Source organism: Sphingomonas sp. Sphisp66 (genome assembly GCF_047324325.1).
GTDB lineage: Bacteria > Pseudomonadota > Alphaproteobacteria > Sphingomonadales > Sphingomonadaceae > Sphingomonas.
Window position 1 is genome coordinate 239,606 of record NZ_CP168508.1, and the last position, 15,094, is coordinate 254,699.

The following is a 15,094-nucleotide window of genomic DNA, read 5'->3' on the forward strand; positions in this document are numbered from 1 at the left end:
CGGGCGCTAAAGATACTGACGGGGAGAGTGCATGCCTGGGACCGTTTTTTCCGCTTTCGGACGTAATTCGCTGCGCCTCGCGCTGCTGGCATCCGCCTGTGCGGTGATGCCCGCCTATGCGCAGACGGCCGGCGCCGCGTCCGATGCCGCCCAAGCGGACGGCGCGGCCCCGCAGGAGGAAAGCCAGGCGATCGTCGTCACCGGCGCCCGGGCCGAGCAACGCAGCTCGATCGACGTGAAGCGCAACGCCGACGTCGTGCTCGACGGCATCGTCAACGACGAGATCGGCGCGCTGCCCGACAACAGCGTCGGCGACACGCTGGAGCGCATCACCGGCGTCTCGGCCGACCGATTCAAGGGCAATGCCAACGAGCTGTCGGTGCGCGGCCTCGGCCCGACGCTGAGCTTCTCCACCTTCAACGGCCGCGAAGTCTCCACCGCCGGCGCCGACCGCTCGGTCGCCTTCCAGCAATTCCCCTCGGAGCTGGTCAACGGCGTCATAGTCTACAAGACGCAGCGTGCCGACTTCCTCGAGGGCGGCATCGGCGGCGTGATCGAGCTCAAGTCGATGCGCCCGCTCGACTATGGCAAGTCGCGCTTCCAGGCCGAGTTCCGCGGCTCGTATCTGCCCAAGGACGACGACATCATCGGCCGCGACGGCCTGGGCTACCGGGCCAATGCCAGCCTGGTGAAGCAATTCAACACCGGCATCGGCGAGTTCGGCATCGCGATCGGATATCAGCGCCAGGACGTCGCCGCGCCGGAGGACTATTACAACGGCAACGCCGCCTTCGTGCCGTGCAACACCTCGGCCAGCAACGGCACGCTGATCTCGACGAGCACCGCGGCGAACAACGCCGCCGGTGCCGCGGTCAACTGCCAGTTCGCCGCAGCGCCGCGCGCCGGGATCGGCGAGACGGTCGGCACCACCTACTACGCCACCCAGTCGCGCAACTTCCGCCAGCAGAACACCCGCGAGCTGCGCAACGCCGTGATCGGCGCGCTCCAGTGGCGCCCGGCGCCCAATCTCGACATCGCGATCGACGGCCAATGGTCGAAGCGCGAATCGACCGAGGACCGCAACATCCTGTCGATCGCCGAGGCGCTGCGCGGCATCAAGCCGATCCTGATCGGCAACGGCAGCAACGGCTACTCCGAAGGCGCGCTGATCAAGTACAGCGGCAATTCGAACATCGAGAACCAGCTCGAGCTGCGCGAGCGCGACGAGGAGTACAAGGGCGGCGGCGCGACCATCACCTGGAAGCCGGGCAACTTCACCCTGGTCGCCGATGGCAGCTTCTCGGACTCGCACCGCACCGAGACGCAGAAGGCCACGCGCATGCGCTCGACCACGCGCGTCGGCTATGAGCTCGACTATACCGAGAGCCCCGACGTCCCGCGCGTCACCTTCCTCAACTTCGACGTCAACGATCCGGCCGCCTTCGGGGCCAATGCCGCGACCGCGGTCTATGCCCGCAACCGCTTCGTCACCAACCGCAAGGACAATATCTGGGCGGGCCGCTTCGACGGCGAGTACAAGTTCGCCGACGGCAGCTTCATCACTGCGATCAAGGCGGGCGGGCGCTATTCCGAGCATCACCGCACGCTCGACAACAACCGCAACACCGATGTCGGCACGATCGTGCCCTATGGCAGCTTCACGACCCCGGCGCAGGTGATCAACGCGGCCAATGCCAATTGCCGCAAGGCCTTCCCGACCAAGGACTATTTCCCCAGCACCAGCACCAACCTGACCAGCTGGGCGACCTTCGACAACCAGTGCCTCTACCGCACCTTCACCGGATCGGACGCGCTGCCGCTGCCGGCCGAGAGCCGCGACCCGAGCGACCTCGACATCCGCGAGCGGATTAAGGCCGCCTATGTCATGGCCAATTTCGCCGGCGGCGACGGGTTCGTCAGCGGCAATGTCGGCCTGCGCTATGTGAAGACCAACATCACTTCGATCGGCTATCGCCTGCCCTTCAAGGTGACGATCGACACCGCTGCCGACAATTTCACCGTCGGCCCCGATCCCACCGGCGCGATCCAGACCGACACGCTGAAGGGCGACTATTCCTACTGGCTGCCCAGCCTGAACCTCAGCTTCAACCTGTCGGACAAGATCAAGCTGCGCACCGCCGGCTATCGCGCCCTGTCGCGCTCGCCGATCGAGAGCTTCGGCGCCGGCATCGCGCTCAACCCGCAGACCGCGGGCACCGGCGGCCCGGCCAATGTGATCTTCAACCCGACCAGCGGCAATCCGAACCTGAAGCCGATGCGCGCCTGGAACGCGGACGTCAGCCTGGAATTCTATCCGAGCCGCGACACGCTCTTCTCGGTGGCGGGCTATTACAAATGGCTGCGCGGCTCGGTGATCTCGCGCTCGGCGGGCATCCCGACGACGATCAACGTCACCACCATCGTCGATGGCGGCGCGCCGACCCAGGCGAGCTACAACGTCAACGTCATCGCACCGTCCAACGATCCCGACATGCGCCGCCTCTACGGCGTGGAGTTCACCGGCAGCCACAATTTCTCCTGGCTGCCCGGCATCCTCAGCGGCTTCGGCGTCAACGGCTCGCTCAACATCGCCTGGGCGAACTTCGAATATCCCGACACCTCGACACTGGCCGCCTATCTCGATCCGGCGAACCTGATCGGCCTGTCCAAATATGTCGCCAACGGCACGGTCTATTGGGAGCGCAAGGGCTTCTCGCTGCGCGCGATGTATCGCTACCGCTCGCATTACTACAAGCCGAACGGCGGCACGAACCGCAGCGTGCAGGATGCAGGCTATCTGAACCTCTCGGCCCAGTATGACGTGACGAAGAACATCCAGCTCAAGCTGCAGGCGCTCAACGTCACCAACACCAAGGACGTCTTCTACAAGGGCGGATACGACTCGATCGCCGAGGTGAGCGAGAGCGGACCGCAATATTATTTCGGCTTCCGGCTCCGCTACTGATTTCGGGAAGGATATCCGATGCGCCGCAGCCCCATTTTTCTCCTAGTCCTGGCTGCGGCGCTTGCGCCGCAGGCTGCCTCCCATGCCGGGAACGCCTCCCCTGGCCAAAACACGCAGCAGCCGGTCTGCGACGGCGCGGAAGGATATTCCGCGGCGTTCGGTGGACGCAGGACCTTTTTCTTGGCGCCGGACACGATGCTCCGGCTCAAGGCGGCGATCGCCACCGATCCGGCGGCCAAGGCGGCCTATGACGCGCTGATCGCCCGCGCGGAGAAGGCGATGGCGCGGCCGCTCTATACGGTCGTTGACAAGAAGGCCTCGCCGCCGTCGCGCGATCCGCACGACTATCTCAGCCTGGCGCCCTATTGGTGGCCGGATCCGAGCAAGCCGGGCGGCCTGCCCTATGTGCGCAAGGACGGCGAGATCAATCCGGACCGCAACACCGACAAGTTCGACGTGAGCGACCTGGAGGGGATGAGCTCGGACGTCGAGACGCTGAGCCTGGCCTATTATTTCTCCGACAATCCCCGATACGCCGGCCGCGCGGCGAGCCTGGTGCGCACCTGGTTCCTCGATCCGAAGAGCCGGATGAACCCCAACATGAACTATGCCCAGGCCGTGCCCGGGCGCGAGGAGGGGCGTGCCGAGGGCGTGCTCGACACTTCGCGGCTCGAGCGGGTGGTCGAGGGCATCGGGCTGATCGGCACGTCGGGCAGGCTGACCGAGACGGAACGCAAGGGCCTGGAGACATGGTTCTCCGACTATCTCGACTGGATGCAGTCGAGCCGCAACGGCAAGGCCGAGAATGCCGCGAAGAACAATCACGGCATGTGGTTCGACGCGCAGACCGCGCAGTTCGCGCTGTTCGCCCGGCGGCCCGAGATGACTAGGGCGGTGGCCGAGGCGTTCGCGAAGAAGCGCATGGCGCCGCAGATCACGGCCGAGGGCAGGATGCCGCTCGAGCTCGCCCGCACGCGCAGCCTGCATTATTCGATCTACGCGCTGCTCGCCGCCTATGACGTGGCGGACATGGGCAAGTGCGTCGGCATCGACGTGTGGAACCGGCAGGAAGACGGCAAGAGCCTCCGGCTCGCGACCGATTTCCTCAAGCCCTATTACCGCAAGGTCGCAAGCTGGCCGATGCCCGAGCTGCGCCCCGATGCCGGCGAGCTCGACGAGCTGCTGCGCCGGGCGCGCGGGGCCTGGGGCGAGGGCTATCCGCTGGCGAAGGAGACCGAACTGAAGCGGTATTTCGGCGCCGCGCCGCCGGTGGGCGAGGGGAAGAATCCGGGGTGATCTCCCAATTCCTCCCCCAGCTTGTCTCGGGGAGGGGGACCGCCGCCGAAGGCGGTGGTGGAGGGGCGCGGCGCTTGCCGCCGCTCCCTCGCCGGCCCCTCCACCATTCGCTTTGCGAATGGCCCCCCCCCCCGAGACAAGCTCGGGGAGGAATTTTAAGGTTTCACTTTGCCGCGCAGGTCTTCTGCGCCGCGCCTACCACATAGGGCTGCTTGGCCAGGTCCGCCGCCGTGTCGTCCAGCCATTTGCGGAACTCGCGCTCGGTCTTAGGCGCGCCCGGCTCCTGCACCCAAGCCGCGCCAAAGGCGTAGCGGAGGTTCCGCGGATCGCAGAACTGGACATAGAGCGACTTGCCGTCGGTGCCGGTCGAGGCCGCCTCGTCCGCCGGGTAGAACAGGGCGATGCCGAGATCGTCCCTGGCCAGGCTCTGCTGGCCCCAGGTGGCGAAATAGCGCCACTTGCCGCGCTTCGGGCTTTCGATCTTGGTGACGCCGTCGTGCAGCGTCAGCCCGGCGATCATCGCCGGCACCTTGCCGCTCACCCGCGCCTCGACATTGGTCAGCCGCGATCCGGCGAAGATCCGGTAGGTGGTCGAGAGGTCGGCGCCGCCGCCCTCGCCGGGGAAGCCGGTGTTGGTGACCAGCACCGTCGCCGCCCGATCGGTGTTGAATATGCGGGCGCTGATCTTCGCCTTGCCGAGCTGGGTCGCCGTGCCGTTGCGCAGCACGCCGATTCCACCCATGCCGAGCGACTGGTCGACCTGGAAGATGTCCTGCCCCCAGGGCGCCATCGAATGATAGTCGTCCTTGCCCATGCCGATCGTCGGCAGCACGTTGCCGGGCAGCTTCTTGCCATAGATGTCGGGCACGTTGCGCTCGTCGAGATACAGGCGATAGGCGACCTTGTCGCTCTCCCAGCCCGGGCCCTCCATCGCGATCAGCCCGTCATGGATCTTGTGATCCGCCGGCACGTCGAGCCGCTCGACCAGCCTGTAGCTGCCATCGGCCTGGCGGACGTTGAGCGTCGCCAGCGGGGCGGGCGGCGCGGCGTCCTGTCCGGCCGCAACCAGCAGCGGTGCGGCGAGGAGCCAGAGGGCGTGCTTCATATGTCTTCCTTACCTCGTCAGATCATAGACCGCGGCGCCGGCGAGCAGATACGCGCCCGTGCCATAGAATTGCGCATCCTCGGCCTTCACCACATCGGGCCGGTCGCTCACCTGCTGTACCCAGCCGAGCATGCCATTTGGCTGAACGGCGCGTTCGAGTGCTGCCCAACCCTTTGTAACCGCAGGAAGATAGGTCTTGCGATCGAGAAGGCCAGCCTTGATTCCCCAGGCCAGGCCATGGACGTAGAAGCCGGTGCCGCTCGATTCGTCCTGCGAGCGGTTGGGGGCGGCGAGCAGCGAGGGCGGCCAATAGCCATTGCCGCGCTGGAGCTTGACCAGCTTGGCGGCCATATCCCGGAACAGCTTGACGTAATAAGGCCGGCGCGGATCCTTGGCGGACATCTCGGGGATCATCCGGGCGAGGCCGGAGAACACCCAGCCATTGCCGCGGCTCCAGAACAGCTTCTCATTGTGCGCGCCGCGCTGGTCGAAGAAGCGGCTGTCGCGGAAGTACAGCGCCTCCGATTTGTCGAACAGATAGTCGGTGGTCGCGCGATATTCCCGGTCGGCAAAGGCGGCGTAGCGCTTGTCCTTCGTGTCCTTCGACAGCGCCCAGAGTGTCGGCGGAGCCATGAACAGCGCGTCGCACCAGCACCAGCGGGTGGTGCATTCGGGGTCGCCGCCGGTCGGGGCGATGAACTTCAGGTCGTTGGTCTTGGGCGCGGCGAGGATCTGGTCGAAGCTGGCGCGCATCGGGGCGAGCGCCTGCGCGCCGGCGCCGTGGCGCGCCGCCCAGATCCAGGCGGCGCCGATGATATGGTCGTCGGCATGGTAGAGCCGGTCGCCCAGCCGCCAGCCTTCCTCGCGGCCCTTGGACAGGATCGCATCCTTGTAGCGCACGCTCTTCGAGCGGTCGGCCACGCTGGTCAGCGCTACCCAGAAGGTCGCCTGCTGCCAGTCGCGGGCGCGCTTGGTGCTGGGCCGGGCGGCGGGCATGTAGCTGAGGTCGTCGAGATGGGTGAGCTGCCAGTCGGCGACGCGCTCAAGCGATGCCATCACCTGGGCGCGGCTGGGCAGGGCAGGCACGGCCGTGGCGGCGGGGGCCGCAGGGGCGGCGGTGCCGCTGGTGCTGGTGGCGAGGGCGGCGCCGGCCAGTGCGGCGGCGAGCTTCAGTGTCATCCGATATCCCCATCTTGCTACCGCTGTCATCGCGATATGCCCGGACGATGTTGGTCCGACGTGTTCGAGTCAAGTGGTAAGGCCAATTTCATGGCGATCGGCTTGCCAAGGGTGACGCTACGGCAAGCGCGGATTCCGCGAAAAGCACGGTTTTCCGGGGATTTGAGTCGCTTCGGCATGGGGTTTGCACTATGATGCAGGGCATGTCCGGCACCGCGCTTCCCTATGAATTCCCGATCGACGTCGCCCAGGACGATATCGACTTCATGGGGCATGTGAACAACGCGTCCTATCTGAAGTGGGTGCAGGAAGCGGTGATCGCCCATTGGCAGGCGCTGGCGCCGGTCGAGGCGGTGGCCGAGCATCTCTGGGTCGCGCTCAAGCACGAGATCACCTATCGCAAGCCGGCGTTCCTCGAGGACGACGTGGTCGCCACGGTGCTGCTCGAGAAGGTCCAGGGCGCGCGCGCCTTCTACGAGACGGTGATCCGCCGCGGCGGCGAGGTGCTGGCCGAGGTCAAGTCGAGCTGGTGCTGCCTCGATGCCGAGACGCTGCGCCCGGCGCGGCTGGCGCGCGACGTGATCGACAAGTTCTTCGTCAAATCCGACGACTGACGGTCCAGAGTCCCTTAACTTTTCCCTGCGAGAGCGGCGCCATGTACCGGGTTGCCTTCCGTAAAGAGCTGAATCTGCTCGATATCGAGTGGCTCGCCATGTTCGAGCCCGATGCCGTGGGCGACTATGCCCGCCGCCTGCGCGACCAGTTCGATGCCGAGGGCTTCGCGCCCGGCTATCTGCTGCGCATGGACATGCGGCGCAGCGGCGTGCAGGCGCAGGAAGCCGTCGCGGCCTTTCGCCGCCACTTTGCCGGCTTCCCGGTGGCGAGCCGCATCGCCGTGGTCACCGAAAGCGCGATCGCCCGGATGCAGATCCGCCGCGAGATGACCCAGCCCTATCTGCGCATCTTCGGTCGCGCCGAGAGCGCGCTCACCTGGCTGCTCCGCCGCGGCTGAAGCGCACGATGAACGGGCGCGCCGCTGCGGCGGGCCGCGCTCGTTCGCCGTGTGACCGACTTCCCGTCCCGCTATGCTCGCGCGAGCAGGAGGACGATCATGGTTCGAATGGGTACGGCCATCCTCATCGGCGCGGGGCTGCTCGCCGCCGCGCCTGCCCGGGCGCAGGACATGGTCAACGTCTATCTGATGGACGGCGGCGCCTTCAACAATGCGCTGAACGCCAGCACCATCGTCTCGCGGACCAAGGCGCTGCTCGGCAACAAGGCGGAGCCCGCGCCCCGGCAACCCGCTAAGCCCGTGCCCACGCCTGCCAAGGCGTTGCAGTTCACCTCGACGCCCGAGGCGACGGCGATCCCGGCCATGGCGGCGGCCTATCCGGCGGCCAGGCGCGGCGAAGTCGCAGACGTCTTCCGTCAGCTGCTCGGCAAGTTCGGCGCGATCGAGAAGATGTTCGGCCAGCCGCACAACGACCTGCCGACCGCGCTCGCGCTCTATGTCGCCACCAGCTACGAGGCGGTCACCGGCGTGGAAGTGAAGCCGGACCAGGCCCGCCCGCTCATCGCGCAGATGCGCACCCTGCTGCAGAGCGGAACCGGGATCGCCGGCGCCTCGGATGCCGAGAAGCAGAAGCTCTACGAGATGTTCGCGGTCACCGGCATGTTCACCGCGACCGCTGTCCTCGAGCTCAAACAGAAGCCCGATCCCGCCGCCAGTGCCCGGCTCAAGGCGTCGGGCCGGGCCAATCTCGCGCGGCTCGGGCTCGATCCCGATCGCATGCGTTTCGGCGCCGAGGGCCTGTCGAGCCGCTGATCGGCCAGTCTATTCGGTGAGTGGCAACAGGATCAGCGTGATCCGGTCATGGCCGACCGCGATGTCGAGCGTCTGCCCCGCCACCACGTCGATCGGCTCGGGAAAGCTGTGCAGCACCTGAAGCCAGCCGCCATCGGTGTAGCGATCGGGATGGTTGTCGAACGACACGCCTTCCCACAGGTCGATGTGCATCCACTGGACGATGCCGATCGCGCGCGCGCTCGCGGTGACCGGAATGGACAGCCGTGCGAGCGTGGCGTCGTGCTTCTTCTGGGTGAGATCGAGGCGGACGAGTTCCAGGTCGCCCGACAGGCGCTCCCATCCGGTCATCGTGCCGTGGATCGGCAGGCGCTGCGGCGCGAAGGCGGTGAAGGCGGAAAGATCGAATCCCGAGACCGCGCCGACAAAGGCATAGTCGGCCAAATTCTCGCTCGCCACCAGGCAGCCCATCGCGCTCGCCGCGCGCGGGATCACGATCGCCTCGGGCGCGAGCAGCCGGCGATGCGCGTCCTCGAAGGTGTCGAGCACCTTCTCGGTCAGCAGGTCGCTCGACAGGATCTCGGAGACCAGGATATCGGCCGGTGCGTCGAGTTCCGCACCCACGGCGAGTTCGGTCGAAGGCTTGGCGTGGACGGTGACGCGGTCGGCATAGCCATTCTGCGCGACGATGCGCTGCGCCATCTCGGCGATCATCGGCTCCATCTCGCACGCCACCACCTTCCGCGCCCCGGCCCGCGCCGCCATCAGCGAGAGCAGGCCGCTGCCCGCGCCGATGTCGAGCACCCGCGCATCGGGACCGGTGACGCCGATCGCGGCCTTGATGGCGTCCTCGAACGCATCGTTGCGCGGCACGTCGTTCATCATCGGGATGTGCCAGAAGGGCACCGATCCCGAGCCGAGCCGCCGGACCTGGTGGCGCAGGTGGAGATTGTCGGGCTGCAGCGCGAGCGCGCGGCGGAAATGTTGGAGGGATTCGAAGTTTCGACCGGCATCGGCCAGTACCACGGCCAGATTGCCGATCGCGATCGCATTGTCGGGATCGACCGCAACGGCGCGCTCGAGCGTGGCGATCGCCTCGGCGGTTCGGCCGAGCCAGTGGAGCGTCAGCCCCTTCTCGTGCAGCGCCACGGCATGGTCGGGCTCGATCGCGAGCAACTGGTCCCAGGCGGTGAGGGCATCCTCGGGGCGAGTGAGGCGCCCGAGCAGGCCCGCCAGCAAAGGCAGTACGTCCACCGGGCGATAGCCCTGGGCCAGCACCTTGCGATAGCCGGCCTCGGCGGCTTCGAGCTGCCCCTGCTCGTGCAGGGCCATCGCTTCGGCGAGCGCTGCGCGTGCCTCGGTCAGGGGATCAGTGGAAACCGGATCGGTCACGTCGTTCTTCCTGGAATATCAATGTCGAGGCGCAGACCGTCCGATAGGCCAATCGCCGCCGCCGGTCACATCCCGATTGCGGCGTCGCTTGCGAGCTTGTCGGCGCGCTCATTGTCCGGATGGCCGGCATGACCCTTCACCCAGACCCACTTCACCTGGTGCGGCTTGGCGGCGGCGAGGAGTTCCTGCCACAGATCGGCATTCTTGACCGGCTTCCTGTCCGCCGTCTTCCAGCCATTCTTCATCCAGCCGTGGATCCACTTGGTCAGGCCGTCCATCACATAGCGGCTGTCGGTGGAGAGGGTGACGCGGCAGGGGCGGGTGAGCGCCTTCAGGCCCTGGATCGCCGCCATCATCTCCATGCGGTTGTTCGTGGTGTGCGCCTCGCCGCCCGAGAGTTCCTTCTCGGTCGTCCCCATGCGCAGCACCACGCCCCAGCCGCCCTTGCCGGGGTTGCCCTTGCACGCGCCGTCGGTGGCGATTTCGACATGTTGCAGTTCGCTCATGCGAACAGCGCGTCGCCCTTCTCCACGTAGAAGTCCAGCCGGCGCAGATAGGCGAGCGGATCTTTCCTGGTGACAAGCGCGTCGGCCGGCGTGTTGAGCCAGTCCCAGGCGCGAGTGAGGAAGAAGCGGATCGCGGCGCCCTGGGCCAGGATGGGGAGGGCGGCGCGCTCGGCGTCGGACAGCCCGAAGCTGGCCGTGTACCCTTCGATCAGCGCCGCGCCGACCTCGGGGGAGAAATTCTCGCCCCGCGCGTCGAACGCCCAGGCGCCATGCATCACCGCCAGATCATAGGCGCGGATATCGGTGCAGGCGAAATAGAAGTCGATCAGTCCGGTCACTCGGTTGCCGAGCATCAGTACGTTGTCGGGGAAAAGATCGGCATGGATCGCGCTGGTCGGCAGGTCGGCCGGCCAGGCGGTGAGGATCGCGTCCAGTGCGGCACCCGCGCGGTCGTGGAGGCCCGGCTGGATGCCATCGAGATCGCGGCCGCAGCGCTCGAACAAGGGGCGCCATTCGGCGACGCCCATCGAATTGGGCCGGTCGAGCGCGAAGTCTGCGGCCGCCTTGTGCAGCTTGCCCAAGGCCTCGCCCGCGGCGCGCGCCTGGGCAGGCGTGGGGTGCGAGACGGACACGCCAGACAGGAACTGGATCAGGCAGGCCGGGCGGCCCTCCAGCTGGTGGATCAGCGTGCCCTCGCGGTCCGGCACCGCCGGCGGCACGGGCAGGCCCTTGTCCGCCAGATGCTCGAGCAGCGCCATGAAATAGGGCAGGTCGCCCTCGGCCACGCGCTTCTCGTACAGGGTCAGGATGAAGCGGCTCTTCGTCGTGTCGACGAGATAGTTGGAGTTCTCCACCCCCTCGGCGATGCCCTTGGCCGAGGCGAGTTCGCCCACGTCGAACTTCTCCAGAAAGTCCGACAGCGCTTCCGCCGAAACCTGTGTGTAGACCGCCACGCTGCCCCCTCTGAACGTCATCCCCGCGAAAGCGGGGACCCATCTCCCGGATAGGCCGCGCATACAACAGCAGTTGTACTTGGGGCGAGCAAAGGAGCTGGGTCCCCGCTTTCGCGGGGATGACGGGTAGGGGTCAGGCCGCTTCCAGCCCGCGCGGCAGCTTGAAGACGACGTTCTCGGGCACCGTCTCGACTTCGCGCTCGCTCACTTCGAAGCGCTCGGAGAGCTTGTCGACCAGCTCGCGGACCAGCAGTTCGGGGGCGGAGGCGCCCGCGCTCACGCCGACCGTGCCGACGCCGTCGAACCACGCCCAGTCGATATCCTCGGCCCGCGGGATCAGATAGGCGGTGGTGCCCTGCCGCTCGGCGACCTCGACGAGGCGCAGCGAGTTGGAGGAGTTCTTGCCGCCGATCACCAGCATCAGGTCCACCGACGATGCGATCGCCTTCACCGCGCCCTGGCGGTTGGTGGTGGCATAGCAGATGTCGTTGGGCCCGGGCGCCAGGATCGCGGGGAAGCGGCGCCTGAGCACCGCCAGGGTCGCGGCCGTGTCGTCCACCGAAAGCGTGGTCTGGGTGAGGAAGGCGAGGGTGGCGGGATCGCCGACCGTCACCCGCTCGGCATCTTCCGGCGTCTCGACCAGCGTCATCGCGCCCTCGGGCACCTGGCCGAAGGTGCCGATCACCTCGGGATGGCCGGCATGGCCGATGAACAAGATGTGGCGCCCCGCGCTCACCAGCCGCTCGGCTTGGCGATGCACCTTGGAGACGAGCGGGCAGGTAGCGTCGAGATAGTCGAGCCCGCGCTCCTCCGCCTTGGCCGGCACCGCCTTGGGCACGCCGTGCGCGGAGAACACCACCGGCACGCCGTCCGGCACCTGGTCGAGATCCTCCACGAAGATCGCGCCCTGCGCCTTCAGGCTGTCGACGACATATTTGTTGTGGACGATCTCGTGCCGCACATAGACGGGCGCGCCATATTTCTCGATCGCCAGCTCGACGATCCGGATGGCGCGGTCCACCCCGGCGCAGAAGCCGCGGGGCGCTGCGATCAGCAGCTCGAGAAAGGGTTTCGGATTGTCGGCCATAGTTCTGCCGCGGCTCTACGCGATTGCTTGCGCGGGCTCAACGCGGTTCCTATGGTGCGCGCCGCTTTGGACCCGATCTGGTCCCGTGTGTTTGAAAGGGTTTCCATCTTGGTCCGCAAGCTCGCCGTTGTCGCCCTGATCCCGCTCGCGCTCGGCGCCTGCGCAAAAACCGGCGAGATCGACGCCTCCGGCGGCGGCGCCGGCATCACGGCGATCCGTTCGGCCTGCCCGCATGTGGCGATTCCCGCCGGCACGGGCGACATGACCATCTTCAATCCGGGCAACAGCCGCGAGGCCAGCGCGATCGACGTCAACGCGGTGATGACCAACGTCACCTCGACTTGCGACGATGCCGGCCAGCAGGTGGTCACCACCGTCAAGTTCGACGTGCTGGCCCGCCGCCAGAGCGCCGATGGCGCGCGCGACGTTAGCTTCCCCTATTTCATCACGGTCGTCCGCGGCGGCAGCTCGGTGGTCGCCAAGCGGATCAACCGCGTCACCGTGCATTTCGAGCCCGGCCAGCTGCGTGCGCAGACCAGCGGCACCGCCACCACCTATGTCGAGCGTAGCGCCGCGACGCTGCCCGACGATGTCCGCAAGCGCCTGACCCAGAAGCGCAAGGCCGGCGACGAGGCTGCGGCGATGGACCCGCTGGCCGATCCCTCGGTCCGCGGCGCGGTGCTCTCCGCCACCTTCGAGGCGCTGGTCGGCTTCCAGCTGACCGAGGACCAGCTGAAGTACAACGTCACGCGGTAAGATCCTTCCCCTCCCTGGAAGGGAGGGGATCGAGGGGTGGGTAGAGGCCTGGTGGTACGGAACCGTATCGCCGGGCCTTTCCGTATCGCGAGCATTCCACCCACCCCCGACCCCTCCCTTGCAGGGAGGGGAGTTTAAGAGCGTTTGGTCGTTGACTCGAATCACCCTCACGGCCAAGGCTGCTCCCCGTCGACAGGCACGCGCGGGAGAGTGTGGGGTCCCTTCCAATCGTAGCCAGCTTGCTGGCGGTTCGATTGGAACAAAAGGAATCCCACCGCCGAAGGAGCAACCGCCCCGGAATCTCTCAGGCACAAGGGACCGCGCGTACACGACACTCTGGAAAGCGGACGCGGCCAGGCCACGTCCCACCGAAGGGGTAAGCCAGCATGCTGGCGAAAGCTCTCAGGTTCCGTGACAGAGGGGGCGATGGAACGGCGCGCGAGGATTCCGTGCTGCTCCGTCGAATCCCCTTCGAATCCGGAGCGTGCCCGATGAGCCAGCAAGTCCAGGACCAGACCCTGAGCGGCGATCCCGAAGGCGGGGAGGGCGAAGCCGAGCTGCTCACGCTCCCGCTCGACCAGTGGCACCGCGCCAGGGGCGGCCGCATGGTTCCCTTTGCCGGCTATGAGATGCCGGTCCAGTATGAAGGCATCATGGCCGAACATGTCTGGACCCGCGAGCATGCCGGCCTGTTCGACGTGTCGCACATGGGCCAGCTGACCTTCACCGGCGAAGGCGTCGAAGCCGCGCTCGAAGCGCTGATGCCCGCCGACATCCAGGCGGCGAAGTTCTCGCACCCGGTCTATTCGCTGTTGATGGCCGAGAATGGCGGCATCCTCGACGACCTGATGCTCACCCGCATCCAGGACGGCGAAGTCTACATGGTCGTCAATGGCGCCTGCAAATGGGACGACATCGCCCATTTCCGCGAGTTCCTGGCCGACGAGATCGGCCTCAACCACATGGAAGACCATGCCCTGCTCGCGCTGCAGGGGCCGGAAGCCGCCGTGGCGCTGGAGCGGGTGATTCCCGGCGTCTCGGCTCTGGTCTTCATGCAGGGCGCCGCTTTCCAGTGGCAGGGCCATGACCTGTGGATCAGCCGCTCGGGTTATACTGGCGAGGACGGCTTCGAGATCTCGGTGCCCGCGGAGGGTGCTGAGGCGCTGGCCGACGCGCTCACCGCCCAGGCCGAAGTCAAGCCGATCGGCCTGGGCGCGCGCGATTCGCTGCGGCTCGAGGCGGACCTGCCGCTCTACGGCCATGACCTCGATACCGAGACCACCCCGGTCGCCGCCGCGCTCGGCTTCGCGCTCAAGAAGCGCCGGCGCGAGGAAGGCGGCTTCCCCGGCCATGCGCGTGTCATGCTCGAGCGCGAGAACGGCCCGATCCTCAAGCGCGTCGGCCTGATCGTCGAGGGCCGCCAGCCGGTCCGCGAGGGCGGGCTGGTCGTCGATGCCGACGGCAACGAGGTCGGCAAGGTGACCTCGGGCGGTTTCGCGCCGACGCTGCAGAAGCCGATCGCCATGGCCTATGTGCCCGCGGCCCAGGCCGAGCCGGGCACGAAGATCACCCTTGCCCAGCGCGGCAAGATCCATTCGGCGGAGGTCGTGAAGATGCCCTTCGTCCCCCACCGTTACGTCAGAAAGGGAGCCTGATGAGCCGCTATTTCACCGAAGATCATGAGTGGATCGACGTCGACGGCGACACCGCCACGGTCGGCATCACCGAATATGCCCAGAGCCAGCTTGGCGACATCGTGTTCGTCGAGGTCCCGGAAGAGGGCAAGGAAGTGAGCAAGGGCGACGACGCCGCCGTGGTCGAGTCGGTCAAGGCCGCTTCGGACGTCTATGCGCCGGTCTCGGGCACCGTGATCGAGGGCAATGAAGCGCTCGCCGACAATCCGGCTTTGGTCAACGAGGACCCCGAGGGCGAAGGCTGGTTCTTCAAGCTGACGCTCGCCGACACCAGCGAGCTCGACAGCCTGATGAACGACTCCGCCTATCAGGAATACGTCTCGAAGCTGTGACCTTCTAACTCCCCCTCCCTTCCAA

At 66.9% G+C, this 15,094-nt stretch carries 14 protein-coding genes and 1 riboswitch; of the genes, 8 read left to right on the forward strand and 6 right to left on the reverse strand.

The genetic code is table 11. The annotated features are described in order from the left end of the window. Positions 1 to 31 precede the first annotated feature (31 nt). Positions 32 to 2,965, forward strand: a complete 2,934-nt coding sequence (locus ACEN8G_RS01160; protein ID WP_413416120.1) for a TonB-dependent receptor — start codon at positions 32 to 34, stop codon at positions 2,963 to 2,965. Between the two features lie 195 nt (positions 2,966 to 3,160). Beyond that, positions 3,161 to 4,261, forward strand: a complete 1,101-nt coding sequence (locus ACEN8G_RS01165) for an alginate lyase family protein (protein WP_413740716.1) — start codon at positions 3,161 to 3,163, stop codon at positions 4,259 to 4,261. A 163-nt stretch (positions 4,262 to 4,424) separates the two neighbouring features. On the opposite strand, the gene ACEN8G_RS01170 is transcribed toward ACEN8G_RS01165, so the two are convergent. Next, positions 4,425 to 5,366, reverse strand: coding sequence for a DUF4861 family protein (locus ACEN8G_RS01170; protein ID WP_413419335.1), 942 nt, complete (start codon positions 5,364 to 5,366; stop codon positions 4,425 to 4,427). A gap of 9 nt (positions 5,367 to 5,375) precedes the next feature. After that, positions 5,376 to 6,545 carry a glycoside hydrolase family 88/105 protein gene (locus tag ACEN8G_RS01175; protein WP_413740717.1) on the reverse strand — a complete coding sequence of 390 codons (1,170 nt, stop codon included), beginning with the start codon at positions 6,543 to 6,545 and terminating at the stop codon, positions 5,376 to 5,378. Positions 6,546 to 6,736: 191 nt separating this feature from the next. Here ACEN8G_RS01175 and ACEN8G_RS01180 point away from each other — a divergent pair, with 191 nt between their 5' ends. From ACEN8G_RS01180 to ACEN8G_RS01190, 3 genes are all read left to right on the forward strand, one after another. Next, a complete protein-coding gene (locus ACEN8G_RS01180; protein WP_413418429.1) occupies positions 6,737 to 7,159 on the forward strand; it encodes an acyl-CoA thioesterase in 423 nt (140 codons plus the stop codon). A 41-nt stretch (positions 7,160 to 7,200) separates the two neighbouring features. After that, positions 7,201 to 7,557, forward strand: a complete 357-nt coding sequence (locus tag ACEN8G_RS01185; RefSeq protein ID WP_413418431.1) for an STAS/SEC14 domain-containing protein — start codon at positions 7,201 to 7,203, stop codon at positions 7,555 to 7,557. A 108-nt stretch (positions 7,558 to 7,665) separates the two neighbouring features. Further along, positions 7,666 to 8,370 carry a DUF6683 family protein gene (locus ACEN8G_RS01190; protein WP_413418433.1) on the forward strand — a complete coding sequence of 235 codons (705 nt, stop codon included), beginning with the start codon at positions 7,666 to 7,668 and terminating at the stop codon, positions 8,368 to 8,370. 9 nt (positions 8,371 to 8,379) lie between these two features. Here ACEN8G_RS01190 and ACEN8G_RS01195 read toward each other — a convergent pair whose 3' ends face one another. From ACEN8G_RS01195 to ispH, 4 genes are all read right to left on the reverse strand, one after another. Then, positions 8,380 to 9,741: a 50S ribosomal protein L11 methyltransferase gene (locus ACEN8G_RS01195; protein ID WP_413418434.1), complete on the reverse strand. Its 1,362-nt coding sequence runs from the start codon at positions 9,739 to 9,741 to the stop codon at positions 8,380 to 8,382. Positions 9,742 to 9,806: 65 nt separating this feature from the next. After that, a complete protein-coding gene (gene rnhA, locus ACEN8G_RS01200) occupies positions 9,807 to 10,247 on the reverse strand; it encodes a ribonuclease HI (RefSeq protein ID WP_413418436.1) in 441 nt (146 codons plus the stop codon). Beyond that, complete coding sequence (thrB, locus tag ACEN8G_RS01205; protein WP_413418438.1) at positions 10,244 to 11,200, reverse strand: homoserine kinase; 957 nt, start codon at positions 11,198 to 11,200, stop codon at positions 10,244 to 10,246. The genes rnhA and thrB overlap by 4 nt, the downstream gene beginning before the upstream one ends. Positions 11,201 to 11,333: 133 nt before the next feature. Further along, positions 11,334 to 12,287, reverse strand: a complete 954-nt coding sequence (ispH, locus tag ACEN8G_RS01210; protein ID WP_413418440.1) for a 4-hydroxy-3-methylbut-2-enyl diphosphate reductase — start codon at positions 12,285 to 12,287, stop codon at positions 11,334 to 11,336. 105 nt (positions 12,288 to 12,392) lie between these two features. On the opposite strand from ispH, the gene ACEN8G_RS01215 reads away from it, so the two are divergent. The 3 genes from ACEN8G_RS01215 to gcvH all read left to right on the forward strand — a co-directional run bounded on the left by ACEN8G_RS01215 (position 12,393) and on the right by gcvH (position 15,069). Further along, positions 12,393 to 13,043: a hypothetical protein gene (locus ACEN8G_RS01215; RefSeq protein ID WP_413418443.1), complete on the forward strand. Its 651-nt coding sequence runs from the start codon at positions 12,393 to 12,395 to the stop codon at positions 13,041 to 13,043. A gap of 193 nt (positions 13,044 to 13,236) precedes the next feature. Beyond that, positions 13,237 to 13,374, forward strand: a riboswitch (glycine riboswitch). Between the two features lie 160 nt (positions 13,375 to 13,534). Continuing rightward, a complete protein-coding gene (gcvT, locus tag ACEN8G_RS01220) occupies positions 13,535 to 14,698 on the forward strand; it encodes a glycine cleavage system aminomethyltransferase GcvT (protein WP_413418441.1) in 1,164 nt (387 codons plus the stop codon). Next, positions 14,698 to 15,069, forward strand: coding sequence for a glycine cleavage system protein GcvH (gcvH, locus tag ACEN8G_RS01225; RefSeq protein WP_307119846.1), 372 nt, complete (start codon positions 14,698 to 14,700; stop codon positions 15,067 to 15,069). The genes gcvT and gcvH overlap by 1 nt, the downstream gene beginning before the upstream one ends. Positions 15,070 to 15,094: the final 25 nt, after the last annotated feature.